Genomic DNA, 20,858 nt, shown 5'->3' with positions numbered 1-20,858 from the left:
TTGTAATTTATATCCATAAAATATTATAATAACTTCAGTAAATTATCCAAGCGAAATTTAGTGCTCGACCACCAATTATCTAATGTTGTTGAGTATCAGTGCCAAGCTAATATCAATATCTATGATTCTTCTGAGTGCAATATTTTGGCAACTCAAGCAGTAATTGGGCGAAATTTACAAGTTATCCAGTTACAGGAAAAATTCGACAGCGCAATTTTGGTCAAGTTACAAGAAGATGACTATCAAGGGTGGTTAAAATATACAGACATTGATAAAATTCAGCCAGCACAAACTCCTTTTCAGCCTCACATTTTTGGCGAGACTGAAATTAGAGAGAAATTACCAGAGGTGATTGCTTTTACCTATAAAGCGATGAACACTTCTAATTATTATCTTTGGGGAGGTACAGTAGGACCTAACTATGATTGTTCTGGCCTAATTCAAACTGCTTTTGTTTCTGTTGGTATTTGGTTACCTAGAGATGCTTATCAACAGGAAGCTTTTTGTCAGAAGATTTCCTTAGACAAATGTCAATTAAATAATCAACTTATAGTCGGAAACTTAGTGTTTTTTGGCACTGGTGAAGAGGCAGATAATGTAGGATTATATCTGGGAGAAAGACGTTATATTCATAGCTCTGGAAAAAGTCAGGGTCGTAATTGCATTGGCATTTATGTATTGTCTGAAGTGGGTGATGAAGTTAGTCAAAGATACTATCAACTATTTCGGAGTGCAGCAAGAGTAGTTAGGAGTTATGGAAATACTAAGTAGGTTAACGTTAAAAACGGTCGTTATCAGAAAGCAACAGGCAAAATGAAAGGGGTTTTGGGCAATTTGACTTTTCGTTAATACTTTGATTTTTTTATCTCTCTCTACTTAGGAAATCGGTTGGGCAAATATAAGTTGATATTGGATAAGTTTCTATTGTTACAGATTTGCCTACGTTGTAAGTTATTCAAACAAGTAAGGTGGGCAAATGTGAATAGTTAAAAATTTGCTCATTTTACTACTATTAAACTGCAATACTAATATGATATGAAAAAAATATTGTTCCACCTTCAACCTTATATGTGCTGGATGATTCTTTGGAGGAAAAGTATTTTTTATGGCTGGAACCCTCAGAGATAATTGATAGCAAGTTAGAGAAATTTGTATTAGCGAATTTGGGGTAGTTTATTTGATGATCGCTTTTGTTGTCACAATTATGGCTAATGTCTGGTCAGGATTAGTCTGGAGAAATTATAGCGCTGTGCGCAGGCAACAGCTCCGGAAAGCAATAGCTCATCTGGGGGAATAAAAAGCTGATAATATAAGACTTTTAGCTATTGGACACCTCCTGTGATTTGTAAATATGCCAGCGCACATTGCTATATTACAAAAAATCCTACGCATTCGGAGATGATATAATAGAATAGATAATAATTATTGAAGCTTTAAATATAGCTAATTTCTTATCTGAGAATATCAATAGTTTCTATAAGCTAGGGGTCACTTGTACAAAAAGAACATACTTTTTAATAAATTGTATAACCTAATTTTTGAAGCCAGGAAATATAGTTTATGTTTAATGCTTTTCAATGGTTTATTTACCCTATCAAACAAAAAGGAAGATTTCCTCTTTTATTGATTCTTCTCTTAGGGTGTTTTTTTTACTTTTACAGAGTAAATTTCCGAGGTTTATGGATAGATGAATTTATCAGTGTTTTAGATGGGCACAAGATGTCTTTTAATAAAGGCAGGCTACTTTACTATGCTCTTTTAAATCCATGGATGAAGATTTCTGATAATGAGGTATGCTTGAGAGTTCAAGCTATTATTTTTGCACTGTTATCTTTATATATAATTTATAGATTAGGTAATTACTTGTTTAGCAAAAAAGTTGGTCTTCTTGCAGCAGTTTTACTAACTATTTCTCCATTATTTATTAACCATTCTCAAGAAATTAGATACTATACAATGAGTGTTGGCCTAGGGCTTTGTGGCTGTCTTGGTCTTGCACATTCTCTGAAGTACCCAGAGCAAAAACTTCCACGATTCATATGGGTTGTAGGAAGAATTTTATCCTTTTACACTACACCTTTAAATGCAGCTTTTTTGCTACCAGATATTCTGATTTTATGGCTTAAGTTTAAGTTTAAAATTTCTAGATTAATCAGTTATCTCCTTCTATATTTAACAATCATTATTGCTAGTATTCCTGTAGCTATTTCTGTGAAAAGTGATTCAGGATCGCACCGAGTGATGTTACCAACTCCTGGTGTAAGAGAAATCTTCCGAGAACTAAGAATAATGACTGTGTTTGCTCATCCACCACCGCTACCTTATATACCATTATTGATTCAAGTTGTAACTTTAATTATTGCTACAGTTATTCTTGTAGCAATTATTCAAAAAACTCGCACTCAAGAAGTTATATGGGTAGCTTTATGGGGAATTATACCTGCTGCATCTATTTTTGTTTTTTCTAATATATTTTACTCGATATGGAACAGTCGTTACCTAATAATCTCTCAGCCATACTTTATACTACTTGTGGCAATTGGTTTTTTTAAGGTTTTCGATTGGCAAAAAATAATTGGAGTAGTGCTGGCTGTAATATATATGTTGACCGTTAGTTTAGGTTTAGTAACTTATTATACAAGTTCCAAGAGATACATGGGAGCATTAGACCACTACAGACCAGTAGCACAATTGATTGAAAGTCAAGATAGAGATGGTGACATAATCATTTACTCTACAGATCATGGCACTTCTTTTACTCTAACTTACTATTATCGAGGTCCTGCATCTATGTATTTCTATAGGAGGGAAAAAACAGATAAATCAAATGTTCCTGCCCATTTAAAAAATTGGGTTGAAAGTTTACCTCCTGTAGACTCGCGTATCTGATTTATCTATTACGGAGGAGATATGAACATTTTTAAGTCTGTATTTGCAGATCAATTTACAATTGAATCACAGGAAATTATTGGTAATGCAAATATATTATTACTGATTCCTAAGTTGGATAAAAAATGACCACTAGGATATTCAGATATGGACAACAAACAAATAAACTTCCCAAGGATTAAGCGATGAGATAGTTTCTGTAAAGCAAAGATGAAGAAGGCTAGAGCGCTTAATCTTACAGCGGTTTTCATTTGGGTAGACCACAGTAAGGACGTTCCATGGAACGTCCTTACAGGATTTTGCTTGTGAAGATGTGGTTCATCAATTTGAAAAGCGCTGTAAGTCTGTTCGGTGGGTTATGGTGGGCATTTAAGAGTTTGCTAAGTAAGAATAATTTATTGCTGCCTTTTTCCTAGGTCATTCTAATCCAAATATGTTGAGTCAAAATCCTGCTTACACAAGAATTTAATCTTCTTTTAACAAAAAGTCTTTGAGTACTTAGCTATAAGCTTTGAGAAAAAGCTTTTAATTTTAGCTCAATTTATCAATTGCTTTTGGAGGAATTAAAAGCAATATATTTCGACTTATAGCTGACTGCTGAATACTTACTTATACCAATTTGAAAAAAGAATGTTACGAATGAAACAGACAGCGGCTCTGTCACTCTTCAGGTCTCCTCGCTGGCCAACCATCGACCAACAGAGCGGTCAGATGCAAGGGAATGCTAACCAAGAGAGGGAACACGCACCAAGAGAAAAAGAGAATTTATGACCTAAAAATTGTTATGGAAGCCATTCATTATGTATCTCGCCAATCCGATGTCTCCCCGACCTGAGTTCTGACTTCCCATCCTGGGAGGGATTAGGGGTTAGAGGTGGGTTGACTCCGAAGAAATACCCTAGCTATTTGTAGCAAACATTTATCAATTTGGTATTACAAAGTTTAGAGGGGAAAGACAAAAAGTTAGCAATTATTAAACAAATCAGTGTTGTATTTTATGAAAAAAGTTTTATCAAGGTTGAAACCCTATCTGGGGTGGATTTTTTTAGGAGGGACCTTATTTTTTCTAGCTAAAACTCTCAAAGACCAATGGCAACAAGTACTAGAAATTAGGATTAGTGATTCTGGGTGGGTAAGTTTAGGAACTGCTTTGATCGTCACAACAATAGCTCATTTATGGTCTGGATGGGTATGGTTTTGGATTATTAAAGAATTTAATCAATCAGTTAATCCAAGATGGGCTATTAGAGTATATCTCCTCACAAATGTTGCCAAGTATTTACCAGGAAATATATGGCATTTTTATGGTCGGATTTCTTCAATAAAACAGGTGGGAGTACCCGTTGAAATTGCCATTTTAAGTGTGTTGATCGAACCGCTTTTAATGGCTGCTGCAGCTTTAGCTATTGCTTTATTTGGTTCCACTCAACAAAGTTTGTTTTTACAATTTTTGTGTTTTTTTGTAGTCATTTTTATTGTTCATCCACGAATTTTAAACCCGGTAATTAAATATTTAGCTAAACTAAAATTAAAAGTTAAAAAATCTGATTCAGATCCACCTACTGAATTAAAATTAGTACGCTATCCAATTAAGCCTTTTTTCGGAGCAATTTGTTTCATTTTGCTTCGAGGTTCTGGATTTTTGTTGACTATGTTGGCGTTCAATTCTATTGAATTTAATCAAGTTTTATTAATATTTAGTGTCTTTAGTCTAGCATGGCTATTAGGTTTAGTTGTGCCAGGGGCACCTGGAGGTGTTGGGATATTTGAAGCAACTGCTTTGGCTTTACTGGAGCAAAAATTTTCCCCTAGTATTGTGTTAAGTGCTGTTGCATTTTATCGCTTGATTAGTGTTTTATCTGAAACTTTTGCTGCTGCTTTAGCTTGGTTGGATCAACAAAATCAACAGTAAAAGGAGGAAGCAAGAAGTAAGAAGCAAGAAGAAAAAGGAAAGATTGATTATTAATATTTCCTTTTTTTAGATACTCTATAAGTCAACAGTAGTAATTAAAATTGCTATACAATTAATTTTGCTGAGACCAATTAAATGTCAAGTTGCACAGAATAAACTTAAACATTTCCCTGCTTTTAAAAGTTCTAGTTATAGCACTACGCAAAAACACTCTTGACATTATTGAACAGCAGCCATCTTCAAAATCTTATACTATTCAAAATCCTTAATTCTCTGTTTCACCTACTTCTTGATAATTGCCGTTGCTCATCTTTTCAAAATTAGTTGTTAAACGCCTGAAATTTATAGCTAAAAAGCGACAGCTCTAAATAAATGTTGCTGCCATGATTCTCAAGAAATATCAAATTAATACAGCAGTTTTCGAGTCGATCAGGTACAAAGTTTTATGCTTTTAGCCCACATTCCGCACCACAAAATGTAGCAACCGAAGAAGGAGTCAGGAGACAGCTATACTGGAGACAGAATTTTAGAAGAAAATTATAGCTGCCGTGATTGAGTCATCATCAGAGCAAGTATTTATGCGTAAATTATTTACTAGGAATTTGATGAACGAAAAAAGTATTGAGATGATTTGCATAGTATAAATACCTACCAAGCTACAGATTCATATACTACTTTTAATGATACGCTCTTGAAGTGCGGAATGTGGGTTTTAGGGAATAGCGGTGCGACCCTGCCTCAGCGGTAGACGCAAGTGATCGATCTCCGGAGCTTCCCGTAGGGTGAGATGGCGAGGTCTCCTCACCATCTCCAATCGAGCAACAGAGGGAATGCGCAATCCGGTGAGAGAACAGAGAATGAATAAAAATTATAGATTAGTCTTGAACTGCACCTCACGCTTCCTGAAATTTGCTGTAAGTCTACCGACTTATCTTCAAAAACTTTCTGTAGGTATAATAAACGTTGTACATAAATATAGTCATATATAGTCAAACAATGTCAAATATCTTGGTTAATTTGTACAAAAGAGCTACTAAATATTTGACAAAATTTAATAACTATCGATCATGATGTTTAATGGTATAATGAAGTCAGCTAAGAATTCCAAACTAAATAATAATAAAAAATCCGAAATTCTCGAATCCTAATATAATTTTAACTCCTGGATTTATGAGATGAGTTGAGAGACATATTATTCAGAAAAATCATCGGTTTTATCCTGAAATTGACCGACTATGTTTCTTGTCTAAAAATCTCTTAAACTCATGCTAATTACTTAGTTCGTCAGTCTTGGAACTTTGAAAAGACAAATCTATCTTATCTATGGCCTACAAAAAACACTCTCTACTCAAGCAGACTATCAAGTAATGCCAGCTAAAGTATCTCAACAAATATTGATGATACTAAATAGAAACACCGAAAAGCTTTTTAGCAGCAAACGAAGTTTATAAACATAGTCTTCGGTGGATATAAAAATAAAATAACTGGAAGAAATGTTCTAGTTTATACGACACAAGCAATCAGCAAGAAGCAACTTAAGCAAGGAATTATTAATCCTAGTTTGACTCGGATTTATCTCAAAACCATTATACCTACTTCACAAATTAAACAAGTTCGTCTCGTCATCGGAACTACTCATCAACACAGAAGGGAAAATTAGCTGTAAACAATGGCACACTGATGATTGGGGAGGGTATGAACGAGTTCTCCCCCCAGAAGTAGAACACATTATTGTTGACTACTCCCCGCAGCTATTGCCGAGGGGATTCTAAGTTGATACTGCGCAACAGGATAAATCCATGTTGCTTCGTTTCTTCTTAGCTGACCAAAGATATATTCTTTGGGGACAAGTCAAGGTGCCCCTACACAGTCCGCTTAAGTCTAAACCTAGCTTTGCGGCTTACTTTTGTCTAAACATTTGTATATCCAGATAATAGCATAGGACAACTAAAGTTGTCTAGTCTAAACGACTCGCTTGTTTTCATCCCCCGGTTAAAACACGGGGGCTTTCAACGTCGCTTTTCGGTAAAGACCAGACACAGCAATTGGAACGTACAAATGGAATTATCAGACAGCAGATCGGTCGATGGCCGATACCGACAGAATAAATTTGGCAAGCTCTGGCAACAAACTGAGGTAACAGTAAGATTGGCGATCGCATACTTCAATTTGATTTGGGTTCATACTCGCAAAGAAAATACTGCTGCACAAAGAGTTGGGTTGTCGATCGCTCCTTAGAGTTGGAACGACCTGATTACTTATCCCACACTTTGTTGACGGACTACCTACCATTTCTCCATGAAGTTGCACTTAATATAAAGATGAAAATAGTCGGTTTAATAAAGTCTGAGCAACAATTATTAAGCGCATTGTTATAGAACTTATTTGGTATTTATTTAATAAGTTACAAGTCCAATACCCATCTGGGTTTTATGATTCTGGCAGTCATTTTTCATAATTTTTCGGTCTCCTGAACCCTTATAGTTGTTAGGCTCCTTAAAACGTCTTTCCTGAAGGCTTTGTATTTCAAGAAAAGATACGATCAGGAGTTCTATAGAGAAATGGTATTAGGACTTATGCTGATCATAAACCTTAGACAGGGAAATATTTTTCCTACTTTTGCCTGTTCCCTGTTCCCTCCTATAGATATCTGAACAGTTTTAATTATATATTTTAACTTTTAATTTAAAAAATCAAAATTTTGTCATCAATCCCTGATAAAAAAAATAAAAAAATTCCTGAATAAATTCACCAAGTTTCAATACTTTCAGAGCTTATTCTCAATTTTGTGATATTATAAAAAATAGTATAATTTGACGTAAGTTATGACTTAATAACAAAACAAAGCTGCAAATATCTATTATGTCGTTATTTTTGTAGCGATCGCCCTTAATTTTTACTAGCACAGCAAACTAATTTTCTCCACCCTCCTTAACCAGTAATTGACAAAAATATAACCACAATGCTATACAAAAATATTTAATCAGGCAAATTTTAACAATCTGTTACAAAATATAGGAATACTAAGTTACTCAGGGTAAATTAACAGTGAAAGTATTCCGAACACTTGAGCCTCAAAACCAGCGCAGTCTAATGATTTTGTTCGTTGCAGGCTTATTATTTTGGTCAAGTATAACCACCTTACTACCCACCTTACCTCTTTACATAAATTTTATTGGAGGTACAAAACAACAAATTGGTCTGGTAATGGGTTGCTTTGCTGTGGGGCTATTATTATCGCGATTTTTTCTAGGACCATTAGCTGATACCAGAAGTCGGAAGTTAGTCCTGATAGTTGGCATGAGTGTAGCAGCGATCGCCCCAGTCGGTTACTTACTACTAAAGTCTTTTCCTTTACTAATGGGAGTTCGTGCTTTTCACGGTATTAGTATTGCTGGAGTTACTATTGGCTATAGTGCTTTGGTCGCTGACTTGTCTCCTCCCGGTCGTAGGGGAGAATTAATTGGTTATATGAGTTTAGCAGCTCCTATGGGTATGGGAATAGGCCCAGCAATAGGAGGTTTTTTAGCAGAGGCGAGTGGTTATGTAGCTTTATTTATCGTTTGTTCTGCTCTGGGAGTTATGAGTTTATTATGTAGTTCTTTTGTCAGGGAACAAAACACTACAGTAGGAAAAAATCAAGCCGAGCTAAATCCTGTTTTCAATGAGTTACAGCAACAAAAATTCTGGCAGATATTAGGGAGTCGTAGAGTTTTAGTTCCTAGTTTTGTGATGTTAATGGTGGGTTTAGTATTTGGCACAACAGTCACTTTTCTGCCACTTTTTATTCAAGAAAGTGGAATTGCTCTTAATGCAGGACTTTTTTATACAGTCAGAGCGATCGCTAGTTTTATCATCCGCTGTTTTACTGGACGAGCTTCAGATAAATTTGGTCGTGGCATTTTTATCTGTGGAGGTCTCGTCTGTAGTTTGTTGAGTATGTTAACGTTATGGACAGCAAATAGCAGCAACACCATTTTATTCGCAGCTATTCTCGGAGGGAGTTCTGCTGGCTTAGTTCTTCCAATGATGGTTACTTTAATCACAGACCGATGTCTCCCTAGTCAAAGAGGTAAATTTTTCTCTCTTTGTATTGGTGGGTTTGATTTAGGTTTGGCTTTAGCTGGTCCTTGTTTTGGTCTGGTGGCAGAACAACTTAGCTTTAGTTATAGAAGTATGTTTGCTCTAGATGCTTGTCTTGTTTGTTTAGCACTAGCTACATTTATCACCATGTCAAACAAAGATTTGCCCCATTCCATCAGATTTGCTTCTGGTCAGGGACAAGATACTTACGCTATTAATTATTAATACGGGCCTGGAGGGATTCGAACCCCCGACCTCATGGTCCGTAGCCACGCACTCTATCCACTAAGCTACAGGCCCCCGTTACGTTTAGTGTTGGATCAAGCTTAATTAAATAGCTTTTCTTCCGCACTAATAATAAATAATAGCACACTTGAACAAAATGACAAGAGATTTTTTTAAATTCGAGCAAAGTTTAACTCATTTGGATGAAAAGGGGGAAGCTCAAATGGTTGATGTATCTGCTAAAGTGCCTACTGTGCGACAAGCTGAAGCTGGTGGACAAGTACGAATGTCAAGAGAAACATTTGAAGCTATTCAAGCTGGTAATGCGCCAAAAGGTGATGTTTTGGGAACTGCTAAGTTGGCTGGTATTATGGCGGCCAAGCAAACTGCCCAACTTATTCCTTTATGTCATCCTTTGCCCTTGCAAAAAATAGATGTTCAGTTAATTGCCGATCCACAACTGCCTGGATATCAGATTCGGGCCATGGTGAAGACTAAGGCGGAAACTGGGGTGGAGATGGAAGCTTTGACGGCGGTTTCTGTGGCGGCTTTGACTTTGTACGATATGGCTAAGGCTTTGGTGCGACTCGTTGGCTAGTCAAGACTGCTGAAAAGCAGATATAGCTAGCCTTCCAGGTCACGACATGGAACCAATAATTCCGACCTGTGAAAACTCTTATGCCCTTGGTGGTGAAATTCCATCCGCCCTGTTGTTGGGTTGACAGCATAGGCCACGGAGTAGAGACTGAACATCAATCTCCGAAGCTGGTCTAAATGAGGTCAAAGCTTTAACTACCAAATAAGTGAGGCTTCTAGCAGAGACTGACAAGTGGACGAAATAGAAAGGTAATTAAAACTCTCGTAATAGCCACCCATTCCCAAGGTAGTTATGGAATGTAGGACGAAAGTCAGGGGGTCTATGGATAATCATATCGTTGCGTGATTATCAGCAACCATACCGAACCCTTCGGGAGACTTTGCCCCACTAAATCAGTCGTAATAAAGGAATAAGGGAACGAGGAAACCTCTCTTTGACACCTAAGAATATAGGTCGAGAACTTAGGAAGCCATTCAAGGTCAATCTACGCTTTGGACGTAGGTCTTAGGGAGAGTAGGATTAGATAAGAAGCATTAATTTGCAGACGTATCTACTGTTAGACGGTGCGACCTGAAAGGTCACTTGAACTGGAACACCATGTTCCCTAGGGATTTCCACCCTTAGCCCTCACAGAAAAGACTCTATGAGTCCGGTCATGTCAAAAGTAAGCAATGAAATTGGCAGAATGCAGACCCTGAAAGTAACCGAAGCTACAAGGGATTATGTGGCCAGGAGCAAGAGGGAAAGAGTAGAAAGGATGAACAAAGCTAAGTTGTTGATTAAACTGCGTAATAGTAGAAACAGCCAAACTATCCCTGAAAGGCTGTAACCAAAAAGGCAAGGGAGTAGGTTTAGATGCTCGACTATCATCTAAATGTGGGAACAAAACTCTCCCCGCAGAAAAGACAGCCATCCTCACTATCTCAAAAGAAACTTCAAGTGATACGACAGGGTAAACCCTACAGAGTCTCATTCGTAAGGTCGAATCAATGAGTAAGTCCGAGGTAACAAAGACAGAATTCTCTGTAGGGCAGAAGATGAGAGAAAAAGCGAATGTCGCCTTGTAATGGGGTGAATAGGGGTTCAAAATTTGCCCTTGACCGAAAGGAACAGCAGACTTCTCTTGGGTCTTATACGAAAGAAAACAGTACAAGTAAAAACCAAACGAGGATATAAGTTAGGTGTCAAGCACAAGTTTGATAAATGGAGTCAACGGACAATTAACGGACTGGTCACAGGTCAACTGGAAAAAAGCCCGACAAATTGTTAGGAATTTACGTCACAGAATCTTTCGTGCCCGAAAACTTGGTCAATGGAAGCAACTCAGAAGGTTGCAGAAATTGTTAATCAAAAGCCGAGCCAACCTATTGCTAAGTGTCAGACAAATTACTCAGGTTAACACCGGAAAGCAAACAGCAGGAATAGATAAGGAGGTCATCAATACTCCTGCACAGCGAGTAAAACTTGTCAAGGAATGGGAAATGCCAAAAGCATCACCGACAAAACGGGTGTATATTCCTAAGTCCAATGGCAAGAAACGTCCTCTCGGAATCCCAACTGTCGGGGACAGAGTCGCACAAGCAATAGTCAAAAATGCACTAGAACCTGAATGGGAATCCCAATTTGAGGCCAATTCCTATGGCTTCCGACCGGGAAGAAGTTGCCATGATGCCATCGAAAGATGTTTCAATCGACTAAATAATGGCATCACAGGAAAACACAAATGGGTTCTAGACGCTGATATCAAAGGCTTCTTTAACAACATCGCCCATGAATCAATCCAAGGATTGATTGGCTCGTTCCCGCGCGGAGAGCTAATTAGAGGTTGGTTAAAAGCAGGGTTCATTGATGAGGGAAAATTCAACCCAACTCAAACAGGCACTCCTCAAGGTGGTGTAATAAGTCCATTATTTGCAAATATTGGACTGCACGGGTTAGAGGAATATATAAAAACAGTCAACCCAAAGCTAGGCATCATCAGGTATGCGGATGACTTTATAGTTACCGCTAAAGACAAAGAATCTTTGGAACAAGTGCTAATCCTGATCAAGCAATGGTTGTTAAATAGAGGTCTAGAAATCAGCGAGGAAAAGACAAGGATAGTACACATAGACGACGGGTTCGACTTCCTGGGGTTCAACTTACGCCATTACAAAGGCAAACTACTTATAAAGCCCCAAAAAGAAAAAGTACTAGCCTTCTGTAAAAAGATAGGGAAAACCCTAGCTCAAATGAAGGCCAGGACTCAAGAAGAAGTTATTAAAACCCTCAATCCACTTCTGAGAGGTTTTGCTAATTATTACAGAGGAGTAGTTAGCAAAGAAATCTTCTCATACATAGAAAATCGTGTATGGCATGACCTCTACCGTTGGGGATTACGTCGGCACCCCAACAAAAGTAAAAATTGGGTATTTGAGCGCTACTTCGGTAGTTTTAAGAGGAGAAATGGTACTTTTATGTGCAAAGGGACTGATAGAAAAGGAAAAGAGCATTTATATGTTCTCTACGATATCAGTAGTACACCCATAGTTAGGCACATAAAAGTTAAAGGGAATGCTAGCCCTGATGACCCCTCAATCCAAGAATACTGGGAGAAACGAAGCATTAAAACTGGAAAGAACTATTGGGCAAGAGGTTCCAAATATGAGCAAATTGCCAAATTCCAAAACTGGAAATGTCCGGTGTGCGGAGATCACCTATTCAATGGAGAGCTAATAGAAACCCATCATATAGTACCCGTGGCAGAAGGTGGTTCTGATGACCCAGAAAACTTAATGCACTTACACAAAGCGTGTCATAAGCAGGTACACTCTAAAACCCAAGTTGAAAGGATGGAAGTAAGGCTTGAGCCGTGTGATAGGTAACTGTCACGCACGGTTCTTAGGGGAGGGGAGAGAGGCGACTCTCAAACCTTACCCGATTAATGTAAGGCAATGAATAGTAATGAATAAAGCTCAGACACTAAAAAGAAAGTTAGGAAATCCTAAGCCATTTCTTGAGTGCGTCTTACATTCTGAGGAGACCTCATCAATTAGCACTCGCTTTTTAAGTGTAGCAAGGGATACAGAGGATATACCTTCACAAATTTCAATCAATCCGGTCCAAAAATGGAAGGATATAAATTGGAAGAAGGTAGAGAAATCTGTATTCAAATTACAAAAATTGATTTACAGAGCATCCAGCCGTGGCGAACTCCGCAAGATGCACAGATACCAAAAACTTCTTTTTAAAAGTTATTACGCAAGGTTGCTAGCTGTTAGGCGTGTGACACAGGATAACCAGGGAAAGAAAACTGCCGGGGTAGATGGAATCAAAAACCTGACACCCATACAAAGATTCAACTTGGTGAACCTACTCGCATCACGTTATCTCAAAGCAAGTCCCACCCGCAGAGTCTATATACCGAAACCAGGTAAAGATGAAAAGCGAGTGCGTAATTCTGAGGTCTCCTCAGAATGTAAGACGCACTCAAGACAACGTCCATTAGGCATTCCTACAATGTACGACCGCGCGTTACAAGCCTTGGTGAAGTTAGGTATGGAACCAGAGTGGGAGGCACGTTTTGAACCTAATAGCTATGGTCTTTTCCGGGGGTCAACACATGATGCTATTGCAGCCATCTTTGACAGTATTAAACATAAACCAAAATATGTGCTAGATGCTGACATATCCAAATGTTTTGACCGAATTAACCATAATGCACTTCTAGGAAAGATTGGAAAATCCCCATATAGACGATTAATCAAGCAATGGTTAAAGTCTGGAGTGATGGACAATAATCAATTCCTAGAATCTGTGGAAGGTACACCACAGTCCGGGGTAATATCACCCCTACTAGCAAACATCGCCCTGCACGGGATGGAAGAGAATATAAAAAGCTTTGCAAGGACAATAGATATGAAATGGAACGGGTATCAACTAAGCCCTACCAACAAAGCAAGAAGTCTCTCTCTAATACGCTACGCCGATGACTTCGTAATCCTACACGAAAATATTGAAGTAGTGCTACAAGCTAAAACCGTAATACAAGGATGGTTAAACCAGGTAGGATTAGAACTAAAACCAGAGAAAACCAAAATTGCCCATACCTTAGAAGAATATGAAGGAAATCAACCTGGATTTGACTTTTTAGGATTTACAGTCAGGCAATGGAAGATAAAGTCAACCGAGAAAGGATTCAAAACGCTAATTAAGCCATCTTCTAAGAGTATAAAAACTCATTATCGGAAATTGGCGGGTATATGTGACAAGCATAAAAACGCCTCTACAAAAGCCTTAATAGCTAAATTAAATCCGGTAATAAGAGGGTGGGCTAACTACTACTCAGCCGTAGTCAGTTATAAGACATTCAGCAAAATAGATAGTCTTGTATGGAAAAGATTATGGAGATGGGCAAGCAGGAGGCATCCAAACAAATCAGCCACTTGGGTAAAAGAAAAGTATTTCCCCTCGATTGGGACAAGAAATTGGATTCTAAACGATGGCGAGTATATACTAAACCAACACCAAGATGTTCCTATACAACGGCACATCAAAGTGAAAAGTAATAAATCACCCTATGACGGTGACTGGACTTATTGGAGCAGCAGAATCGGTAAACATCCAGGCGTAAGGAAAGAAGTCACAACGTTATTAAAACGGCAAAAGGATAAATGCGCATTTTGTGGACTAACTTTTAGACCAACTGACCTAATGGAAGTTGACCATATAAAACCAAGGTCTAAAGGTGGTGACAACACATATAAGAATAAACAACTGTTGCACCGACATTGCCACGATACTAAAACTGCCTTAGATAAAAAGACATACATACAACCGAAGTTACAGGACTTGCCTGACAATTATTTATGGGTTGACGATATGTTGATATTAAGGTAGGGATGTACCCATGACAAGGGACGTTTAAGAGAGGAGCCGTGTGAGGTGAAAGTCTCACGCACGGTTCTGAAGACGAGTCGGGTAGGGTAACTTACCTGGCTTAGTTTAACGAAAAGTCTATTTCTATTGAGTTGATTTGTCTGTTGAGTAAGAGTGGGGGTAAATCTGGGGACTATCAATTATAGTAGTTTTCGAGTTGATGAGGTACAAAGTTTTATTGCCCTAGGGAACAGGGAAAAGGGAACAGGAAATATAAGAATAGTCTTACCGAAAAATTGGGGTAGGCGCCTCGCCGAGGCGCGGGCGACTTTCTATACTATGCTATAATGAGATTGGTTATGTACCCGCCTTGTCTCATAAATACTGAAGATGTTTGTCGAAACTCCTTCAGTTGAGAGCTGAACTTGGGAAGCTTTCAGGTCAATGAGCAGCTAAAAATAGAAGGCACAGATCAGCACCTAATAAGAATTCTTGCTCTTGTCGCGGTCGGGCATTGCGAGACTCGTGCGCGGACGTGGAGGCAAGTGTAACCCACCCCCATCCCCTCCCGGGAGGGGAGCAAGAGGGGTGGGTGTAACAGCCTGTGAGAGGTCAACTCGCCGAGGAAGCTCAAGCTCGGTAGGAATACCCGTGCCTAACAGCCGGGAAGGATGTCAAAACTGTATCTCACGCTTCCTCAAAAGTGCTGTGAGTAAAAGGTCATGCATCAAGTGGGTAATTATTAGATATCCGTTTCCTCCGGAAAGGCTACGCCAATAGTTGGGTCGATTCAGTTATCAGTTATCAGCACTTCCTGCAACAGGGAGGCCAGAAAATGCAGTTTCAACAACTCATTCCTGTTTCCTTGTTTAGATAGGGTTTGCTGATTAACTATAAAAGCATTGCTATATAAAGGTTTCAGCCTTATTGGGTTAAAAAAGGTGCCAGCTTTTCGGTAAAGAAAGCTCATGGGTCTTAGCATTTTGTGCAGACAAGGACAGAAAAATTAAGGGACAATTCTTCCAACTACATCCTCTGTAATTCCCATTTATTCTGACTCCTGACTCCTGAGTCAGTCCTCCCACCCTGACCCATAAGACTTTTTCAGCAAACCCTAGATATCTCAAGCAGTTTTACTATTTTTTAGCAAATAATCTCCAAATTGCTGGCTTACCTTTAGAATAATTAAAGAAACTGAACTGTAATTAAATAAATTTATAAAGTATTATGCCTCCTCGTTGGCCTCGTAAACCTGACCGTAATGACCCAGAATTCCGAAAGTTAGACGACCGAATGAATTTTGCTATTCATGTAGCTATTTTTGCGGCTAGTAATTCTGGTATATGGTTTTTCCGTAATCTTACAGCGGCAACTTGGCCTTGGGCTATCTGGGTAACAGGTGTTTGGGTATCATTATTGTTAGTTCACGGGATTTATATTTTCGCACTGGCAGATTATTCATCTACTACTGAGGATTCTGTATAGAAGAATTTTAGTAATTCTGTAGGTAAAAAAATTAGGTTTTATTGTTGTTATGAGTAATGGTAGTACAACACAAATAATTGAAAGTTTAGCAGCAGAAATAGGGGATAAGGTTTACATTGATATTGCTGGTTGGCATCTCTATTTATCTGATGCGAAGCTGCATACTACTTTGGCAGAAAAGTTTTATCCTATTCTCACAGAGGAAGTACCTTCGGAAGGTCAAGTTGTGGAAATATTACAAGGAATTCCGATTAAATTAGGTGCTGGTAGAAAGGAGCTTCCTTTGATTGATTTGTTGCCAATGCAGTGCCAGACTGAGTTGATAGAAGTTTTAGCAGATTTTAGACAACAAATTTAATTTGAAGAAATACTTGAGTCTACTGAATTGATCGGGTAAGGTTGGAGCGTCGCCTCTCTCCCCTCCCCGCGCGAATCGTGCGTGAAAGTTACCCATCACATGCCTTACTTCAAGCCTTTCAACTTGGATTTTGGAGTGTAGCTGTTTGTGACACGCTTTGTGTAGGTGCATTAGGTTTTCTGGGTCATCAGAGCCACCTTTTGCTACAGGTATTATATGATCGTTAGTAGCAATGGTTAAACCTAATAACTATTAGTATTATGAAGTATCGCTCAACAGCGCCTGAATATGCTTTGAGGTATTTATCTTTACTCTTGGAAACGTTGCTTGAGTAAAGTGTCTGACCAAGCTAAATTTAAGAAGAAAGGTAGAGATGATAGTTTTCCTAGGTCATGCTACGCAAACACTCTAGATGGGTCAATACCCACCCCCATCCCCTCCTGGGAGGGGATGGGGGTAGGTCATATAAAACTGCCCCGAATTGGATGCATTAAAACTTATGAAGTTTTACCAGATAATATATCTCCTAAATCTGTAACTATTAGCAGGAAAGCCGATAGATGGTTTGTTAGTTTCAAAGTAGAAACTACACCTCAAATTACTGATTTCTCAGTAGATGTAGTTGGAGTAGATTTAGGAGTAACTCTAGCCACGTTATCCACGCTCTGAGGTTTTTGTTGGTGCTAAGTCTTATAGAAAGTTAGAATCTAAACTATCCCGACTGCAATACTTAAACAGACATAAAGTCAAATTTTCGCAGTTTAGACTAAAAGTAATATTTGGAGGTAAGTTGCGACGACGGAAATTTGACAATCAGGCGACGGAGTTGTTCATACAATGTGCCATACTTAATCGTATGATACAGAACTGTAAGCCAGAAAGCTACAAAGTAAAATTCGCGCCTAACTTCTCTTGTGGGGATAAGTTGTGCTCGCAACATTCATGCAACAAAGCCTAAATTATAGTCATTTAACTTTAGATTGAGATACAGCTTTCTTACTATGAGGGAGTTTCAGAGGAAAAAACGTCTCATTTTTAAGTAAAACTACTATAACTACAAATCTTGCTAAAAACCACAGCCATATAGTAATAGAAGTATGACGTTTTAAGCTTTTGATATCAAATCCGTTTCGTTTAATTAGGTATAAAAAAAATCTCCATTTTCACTATTGCCAAATCTTATTTTATCTTTTCCCTCCTGATTTCTGACTCCTATTACCTAACTCATTTTCTGATATGTCAAATACAGTAATGGGGACTGCTGTATTATAAAATGGTATAACAAATCAATTAATTAAAGCATCGATAAATCTCAGGAAAATCTCAGCATTAATTAGAATAATACTAAGTTAAAAGTTATAGTATATCTTTGTTCTGTTAATTAAGTTCAAATTAGTAGATATAACTAACTATGACCACCTCGAATATAGCTAAAAAAAAGTTCAAAAGTCCTATAAATACTCTGAATTTTTTTCAACCCAATTTAGCAATATTATTGCTGATAGGGTTAGTCACACTATTAACAATTATTTTTGTTGGTTGGTTAACAGGAATAGATCAAATAGATAAATTTTTTGCTCAAATTCATTACTTTCAAGAAAATCCACCAATGTGGGTCGAAGCACCAATAAAAAAGAGTGAATATTTAATCTTGCCCACAATATTACTATTTCTCGTAGCTCAAGGAATTATGAAAATTTCCCCTACTCCAAAAAATTGGTCGCGCATCTTGGTAGTAGGGATTTTATTAGGTTTAACTATTCGTTATTTATCTTGGCGATCGCTCTCAACTTTAAATCTAAATAACCCAATAGATGGTGTATTTAGTCTGGGGTTATTTGGTCTAGAATTTTTGACAATAAGTAGTGGTGTTCTAGGTTTATTGTTGATGTTCAAAGTCAAAAATCGTCGAAAAGAAGCAGATTATTTTTCTCAGGCAATTTTCGACAAAACTTTTGAGCCATCTGTGGATATTTTGATTCCTACTTATGATGAAGCAGAGTTTATTTTAGAACGTACTGTTATTGGATGCCAAGCTTTAGAGTATGAGAATAAAAAAATTTATTTACTAGATGATACTAATCGATCAGGGGTGAAAAATTTAGCAAAAAAATTAGGTTGTGAATATATAGCTAGATATGATAATGCTCATGCCAAGGCAGGAAATCTCAACCACGCTATTACCAAAACAAATGGTGAATTTATTGTTGTTTTTGATGCTGACTTTATTCCTACAAAAAATTTTTTAACTCGGACTTTAGGATTTTTCCAAAATGAACAAGTTGCCTTAGTACAAACTCCTCAAACATTTTATAATATTGACCCCATTTCTAGAAATTTAGGTTTAGAAAATATCTTAACTCCAGAAGAAGAAATATTTTACCGACAAATTCAACTAATGAAAGATGGTGCAGATGGAGTTTTGTGTGCAGGAACTTCTTTTTTAGTTAGACGCAAAGCTTTAGAGTCAGTAGGAGGATTTGTGACAGAATCAATTTGTGAAGATTGTTTTACAGGAGTTCTTTTATCATCTAAAGGCTATCGATCGGTTTATTTAGAGGAAAAATTAAGTGCTGGTTTAGCTGCTGAAAATATTTCTTGTTATGCTACTCAAAGATTAAGATGGGCAAGGGGAACTTTTCAAGGATTTTTTATCAGTTCTAATCCTTTGACAATTCCTGGATTAAGTTTTACCCAAAGATTGGCATATTTAGAAACTTTTTTAAGTTGGTTTACTAGCGTTAGTTATGTCGGTTTTTTGTTCATGCCATTAGCTTATGTTTTTTTTGATGTGATTCCAATTAAAGCTTCTGCTGCTGAGTACTTGTATTTCTTTTTACCTTATTATTTTGTAAATTTAACTGTATTTTCTTGGTTAAATTATCATTCCCAGTCATTATTTTTGTCAAGTTTTAATCATATTCTTTTAGCTTTTCCTAAAGCAATAACAATAATTCAAACCTTACTAAATCCATTTTCAAAAGGATTCAAGGTTACACCAAAAGGAATTAAAAACTATTACTACTATTTTAATGGGAATTTGGCTTGGCCTTTGGTCATATTTTTATTGCTCAATAGTATAAGTTTATGGTTTAATTTGTTTAACTATCACAGTGGGGAAGTAAGTGAACAGATAGAAGGTTTTAATTTGGGATTATTTTGGAGTGTGTATAATATATTTATGACTTGGGTAGCATTATTAGCTTTAATAGATTTACCGAAGCAAGAGATATATGAATGGTTTAATCTGCGAAGGTTGGTGAAATTCAAAATTGGTAACCACAAATTTTGGGGTACTACTAGACAAATATCAGAGGTGGGTGCTGAGATAGAAATTAATGAGAAAATTCCTGATTGTTTATTGGCAGAAAATTTGCCAATAAATTTGAAAATTATTCCAGAAAAAATTGATTTACAAGGTAATATAAGGAATATAGAAATAAGTGAAAATTTTCCATGTATAAAATTAAGATTTGAGAAAGTCAACTTATCTCAAAAACGGCGTTTGGTAGAACTATTATTTTGTCGTCCTGGGCAATGGCAGCGGCGAGAAGCACCGAGTGAGTTAAAATCTTTATGGTTATTATTACAAGTATTGTTAAAACCAAGATTTATTTTTGAAAGAAAGCCAAAAGAGAAAGCAATGGAGGTTGGTCAGATTTAATTTTCCTTGAAAAATTAATTATTAAAGTACCTTGAATAAATAAAGTTTTAAATTGCCTTCTTTCCCAGAAAATTCTACTACTTCAAATTTTTCAGAATCAATTCTCGGCAGGAAAACAACTTGATCTTCTAGTAATAAATAATTTGCCAGTTTCTCACAACTTATTGGCAGTTATTTAATCTTTGATAAAAATCTTCAAAGCACCTGCTGGTTTTCCACAGTTAATATCTTTTATATTTACCTTAAACTACTTAAATAAATTTTTCAATGACGATTTTTATCAGACTCATATCTGAGCGCATCTTCTCAATGGAATTTAGATCAGACAACCTCAAATATCCGTCTCTAAATTTGCCATCACAATAATTCTCGGCAGCAAAGCAACTGCAGGTTCGAGTAATAAATAATTTGCCAGCTTCTCACAACTTATCAGCAGTTGTTTAATATTTGAGAAAAATATCAATTGCACCAGGGGGTCTTCCACAGTCAATATATTCAATAGAATTTCATCTATAAAAAATTACTTCACTTCTCCAAAAAAAATAATTATTAAATTCTCCATCCTAGACAATTTTACTATTCAAATATAATTTATATAGTTTAGTGATCGCTTTTTTATCCGACTAATATATGACCGAATATTTGCTATAGAATTTACATCAGACAACCTCAAATATCCATCTCCAAATTTTCCACAAGTAGTCCCCAGCAATAAAGCAACTACAGCTTCAGGGAATAAATAATTTGTCAGCTCCTCAAAACTTATCGGCAGTTGTTTAATATTGGG

15 protein-coding genes, 1 tRNA gene and 2 pseudogenes are annotated in these 20,858 nt (G+C 37.1%); 13 read left to right on the top strand and 5 right to left on the bottom strand.

Annotated elements, in window-relative coordinates; genetic code table 11:
• Positions 1–60: 60 nt before the first annotated feature.
• The 6 genes and pseudogenes from F6K23_RS14485 to F6K23_RS14460 all read left to right on the top strand — a co-directional run bounded on the left by F6K23_RS14485 (position 61) and on the right by F6K23_RS14460 (position 9,109).
• Entirely contained in the window at positions 61–771 is a 711-nt protein-coding gene (locus F6K23_RS14485; protein ID WP_293156490.1) for a C40 family peptidase, read from the top strand.
• 789 nt (positions 772–1,560) lie between these two features.
• Entirely contained in the window at positions 1,561–2,889 is a 1,329-nt protein-coding gene (locus F6K23_RS14480) for a glycosyltransferase family 39 protein (protein WP_293156488.1), read from the top strand.
• 639 nt (positions 2,890–3,528) lie between these two features.
• Positions 3,529–3,660 (top strand): hypothetical protein, encoded by a 132-nt coding sequence (locus F6K23_RS14475; RefSeq protein WP_293156486.1) that lies wholly within the window; start codon positions 3,529–3,531, stop codon positions 3,658–3,660.
• 226 nt (positions 3,661–3,886) lie between these two features.
• Complete coding sequence (locus F6K23_RS14470) at positions 3,887–4,801, top strand: lysylphosphatidylglycerol synthase domain-containing protein (protein ID WP_293156484.1); 915 nt, start codon at positions 3,887–3,889, stop codon at positions 4,799–4,801.
• A gap of 2,027 nt (positions 4,802–6,828) precedes the next feature.
• A pseudogene (locus F6K23_RS14465) lies at positions 6,829–7,039 on the top strand (IS1 family transposase); the annotation flags it as partial.
• Positions 7,040–7,849: 810 nt separating this feature from the next.
• Entirely contained in the window at positions 7,850–9,109 is a 1,260-nt protein-coding gene (locus F6K23_RS14460) for an MFS transporter (protein WP_375340765.1), read from the top strand.
• Positions 9,110–9,111: 2 nt separating this feature from the next.
• Here F6K23_RS14460 and F6K23_RS14455 read toward each other — a convergent pair.
• A tRNA-Arg gene (locus F6K23_RS14455) sits at positions 9,112–9,184 on the bottom strand.
• A gap of 82 nt (positions 9,185–9,266) precedes the next feature.
• On the opposite strand from F6K23_RS14455, the gene moaC reads away from it, so the two are divergent.
• Positions 9,267–9,707, top strand: coding sequence for a cyclic pyranopterin monophosphate synthase MoaC (gene moaC / locus F6K23_RS14450; protein ID WP_293156479.1), 441 nt, complete (start codon positions 9,267–9,269; stop codon positions 9,705–9,707).
• 658 nt (positions 9,708–10,365) lie between these two features.
• On the opposite strand, the gene F6K23_RS14445 is transcribed toward moaC, so the two are convergent.
• A complete protein-coding gene (locus F6K23_RS14445) occupies positions 10,366–10,620 on the bottom strand; it encodes a hypothetical protein (protein WP_293156476.1) in 255 nt (84 codons plus the stop codon).
• Positions 10,621–10,888: 268 nt separating this feature from the next.
• On the opposite strand from F6K23_RS14445, the gene ltrA (F6K23_RS14440) reads away from it, so the two are divergent.
• From ltrA (F6K23_RS14440) to F6K23_RS14425, 4 genes are all read left to right on the top strand, one after another.
• The gene (gene ltrA / locus F6K23_RS14440; RefSeq protein WP_293156473.1) at positions 10,889–12,571 is read left to right on the top strand and encodes a group II intron reverse transcriptase/maturase; all 1,683 of its coding nucleotides are present in this window, start codon (positions 10,889–10,891) and stop codon (positions 12,569–12,571) included.
• 79 nt (positions 12,572–12,650) lie between these two features.
• Positions 12,651–14,585: a group II intron reverse transcriptase/maturase gene (gene ltrA / locus F6K23_RS14435; RefSeq protein ID WP_375340764.1), complete on the top strand. Its 1,935-nt coding sequence runs from the start codon at positions 12,651–12,653 to the stop codon at positions 14,583–14,585.
• 1,206 nt (positions 14,586–15,791) lie between these two features.
• On the top strand, positions 15,792–16,049 hold the full coding sequence (locus F6K23_RS14430; RefSeq protein ID WP_293156470.1) for a 2TM domain-containing protein: 258 nt from the start codon (positions 15,792–15,794) through the stop codon (positions 16,047–16,049).
• Positions 16,050–16,098: 49 nt separating this feature from the next.
• Entirely contained in the window at positions 16,099–16,407 is a 309-nt protein-coding gene (locus tag F6K23_RS14425) for a DUF3181 family protein (RefSeq protein WP_293156467.1), read from the top strand.
• Here the strand turns inward: F6K23_RS14425 and F6K23_RS14420 are convergent.
• On the bottom strand, positions 16,381–16,620 hold the full coding sequence (locus F6K23_RS14420) for an HNH endonuclease (protein ID WP_293156763.1): 240 nt from the start codon (positions 16,618–16,620) through the stop codon (positions 16,381–16,383). The two genes, F6K23_RS14425 and F6K23_RS14420, sit on opposite strands and share 27 nt — an antisense overlap.
• Positions 16,621–16,734: 114 nt before the next feature.
• Between F6K23_RS14420 and F6K23_RS14415 the strand changes: the two genes are divergently transcribed.
• Positions 16,735–17,076 carry a hypothetical protein gene (locus F6K23_RS14415; RefSeq protein WP_293156464.1) on the top strand — a complete coding sequence of 114 codons (342 nt, stop codon included), beginning with the start codon at positions 16,735–16,737 and terminating at the stop codon, positions 17,074–17,076.
• A gap of 742 nt (positions 17,077–17,818) precedes the next feature.
• Complete coding sequence (locus F6K23_RS14405) at positions 17,819–20,071, top strand: glycosyltransferase (RefSeq protein ID WP_293156462.1); 2,253 nt, start codon at positions 17,819–17,821, stop codon at positions 20,069–20,071.
• Between the two features lie 331 nt (positions 20,072–20,402).
• On the opposite strand, the gene F6K23_RS14400 is transcribed toward F6K23_RS14405, so the two are convergent.
• Together F6K23_RS14400 and F6K23_RS14395 are read right to left on the bottom strand one after the other, a co-directional pair.
• Positions 20,403–20,570 (bottom strand): hypothetical protein, encoded by a 168-nt coding sequence (locus tag F6K23_RS14400; protein ID WP_293156460.1) that lies wholly within the window; start codon positions 20,568–20,570, stop codon positions 20,403–20,405.
• Positions 20,571–20,651: 81 nt separating this feature from the next.
• Positions 20,652–20,858, bottom strand: a pseudogene (locus F6K23_RS14395) (hypothetical protein); the annotation flags it as partial.

The organism is Okeania sp. SIO2C9 (assembly GCF_010672455.1).
Taxonomy (GTDB): Bacteria; Cyanobacteriota; Cyanobacteriia; order Cyanobacteriales; family Microcoleaceae; genus Okeania.
The sequence above is the reverse complement of the archived record's forward strand: the minus strand, read 5'-3'. Positions and strand labels throughout refer to the sequence as shown.

Coding starts and splice junctions, on each gene's coding strand:
- F6K23_RS14430 (WP_293156470.1), top strand. CDS start 15,792: ATGCCTCCTCGTTGGCCTCGTAAACCTGACCGTAATGACCCAGAATTC.
- F6K23_RS14405 (WP_293156462.1), top strand. CDS start 17,819: ATGACCACCTCGAATATAGCTAAAAAAAAGTTCAAAAGTCCTATAAAT.
- moaC (WP_293156479.1), top strand. CDS start 9,267: ATGACAAGAGATTTTTTTAAATTCGAGCAAAGTTTAACTCATTTGGAT.
- ltrA (WP_375340764.1), top strand. CDS start 12,651: ATGAATAAAGCTCAGACACTAAAAAGAAAGTTAGGAAATCCTAAGCCA.
- F6K23_RS14480 (WP_293156488.1), top strand. CDS start 1,561: ATGTTTAATGCTTTTCAATGGTTTATTTACCCTATCAAACAAAAAGGA.
- F6K23_RS14425 (WP_293156467.1), top strand. CDS start 16,099: ATGAGTAATGGTAGTACAACACAAATAATTGAAAGTTTAGCAGCAGAA.
- F6K23_RS14445 (WP_293156476.1), bottom strand. CDS start 10,620: ATGGCTGTCTTTTCTGCGGGGAGAGTTTTGTTCCCACATTTAGATGAT.
- F6K23_RS14475 (WP_293156486.1), top strand. CDS start 3,529: ATGAAACAGACAGCGGCTCTGTCACTCTTCAGGTCTCCTCGCTGGCCA.
- F6K23_RS14470 (WP_293156484.1), top strand. CDS start 3,887: ATGAAAAAAGTTTTATCAAGGTTGAAACCCTATCTGGGGTGGATTTTT.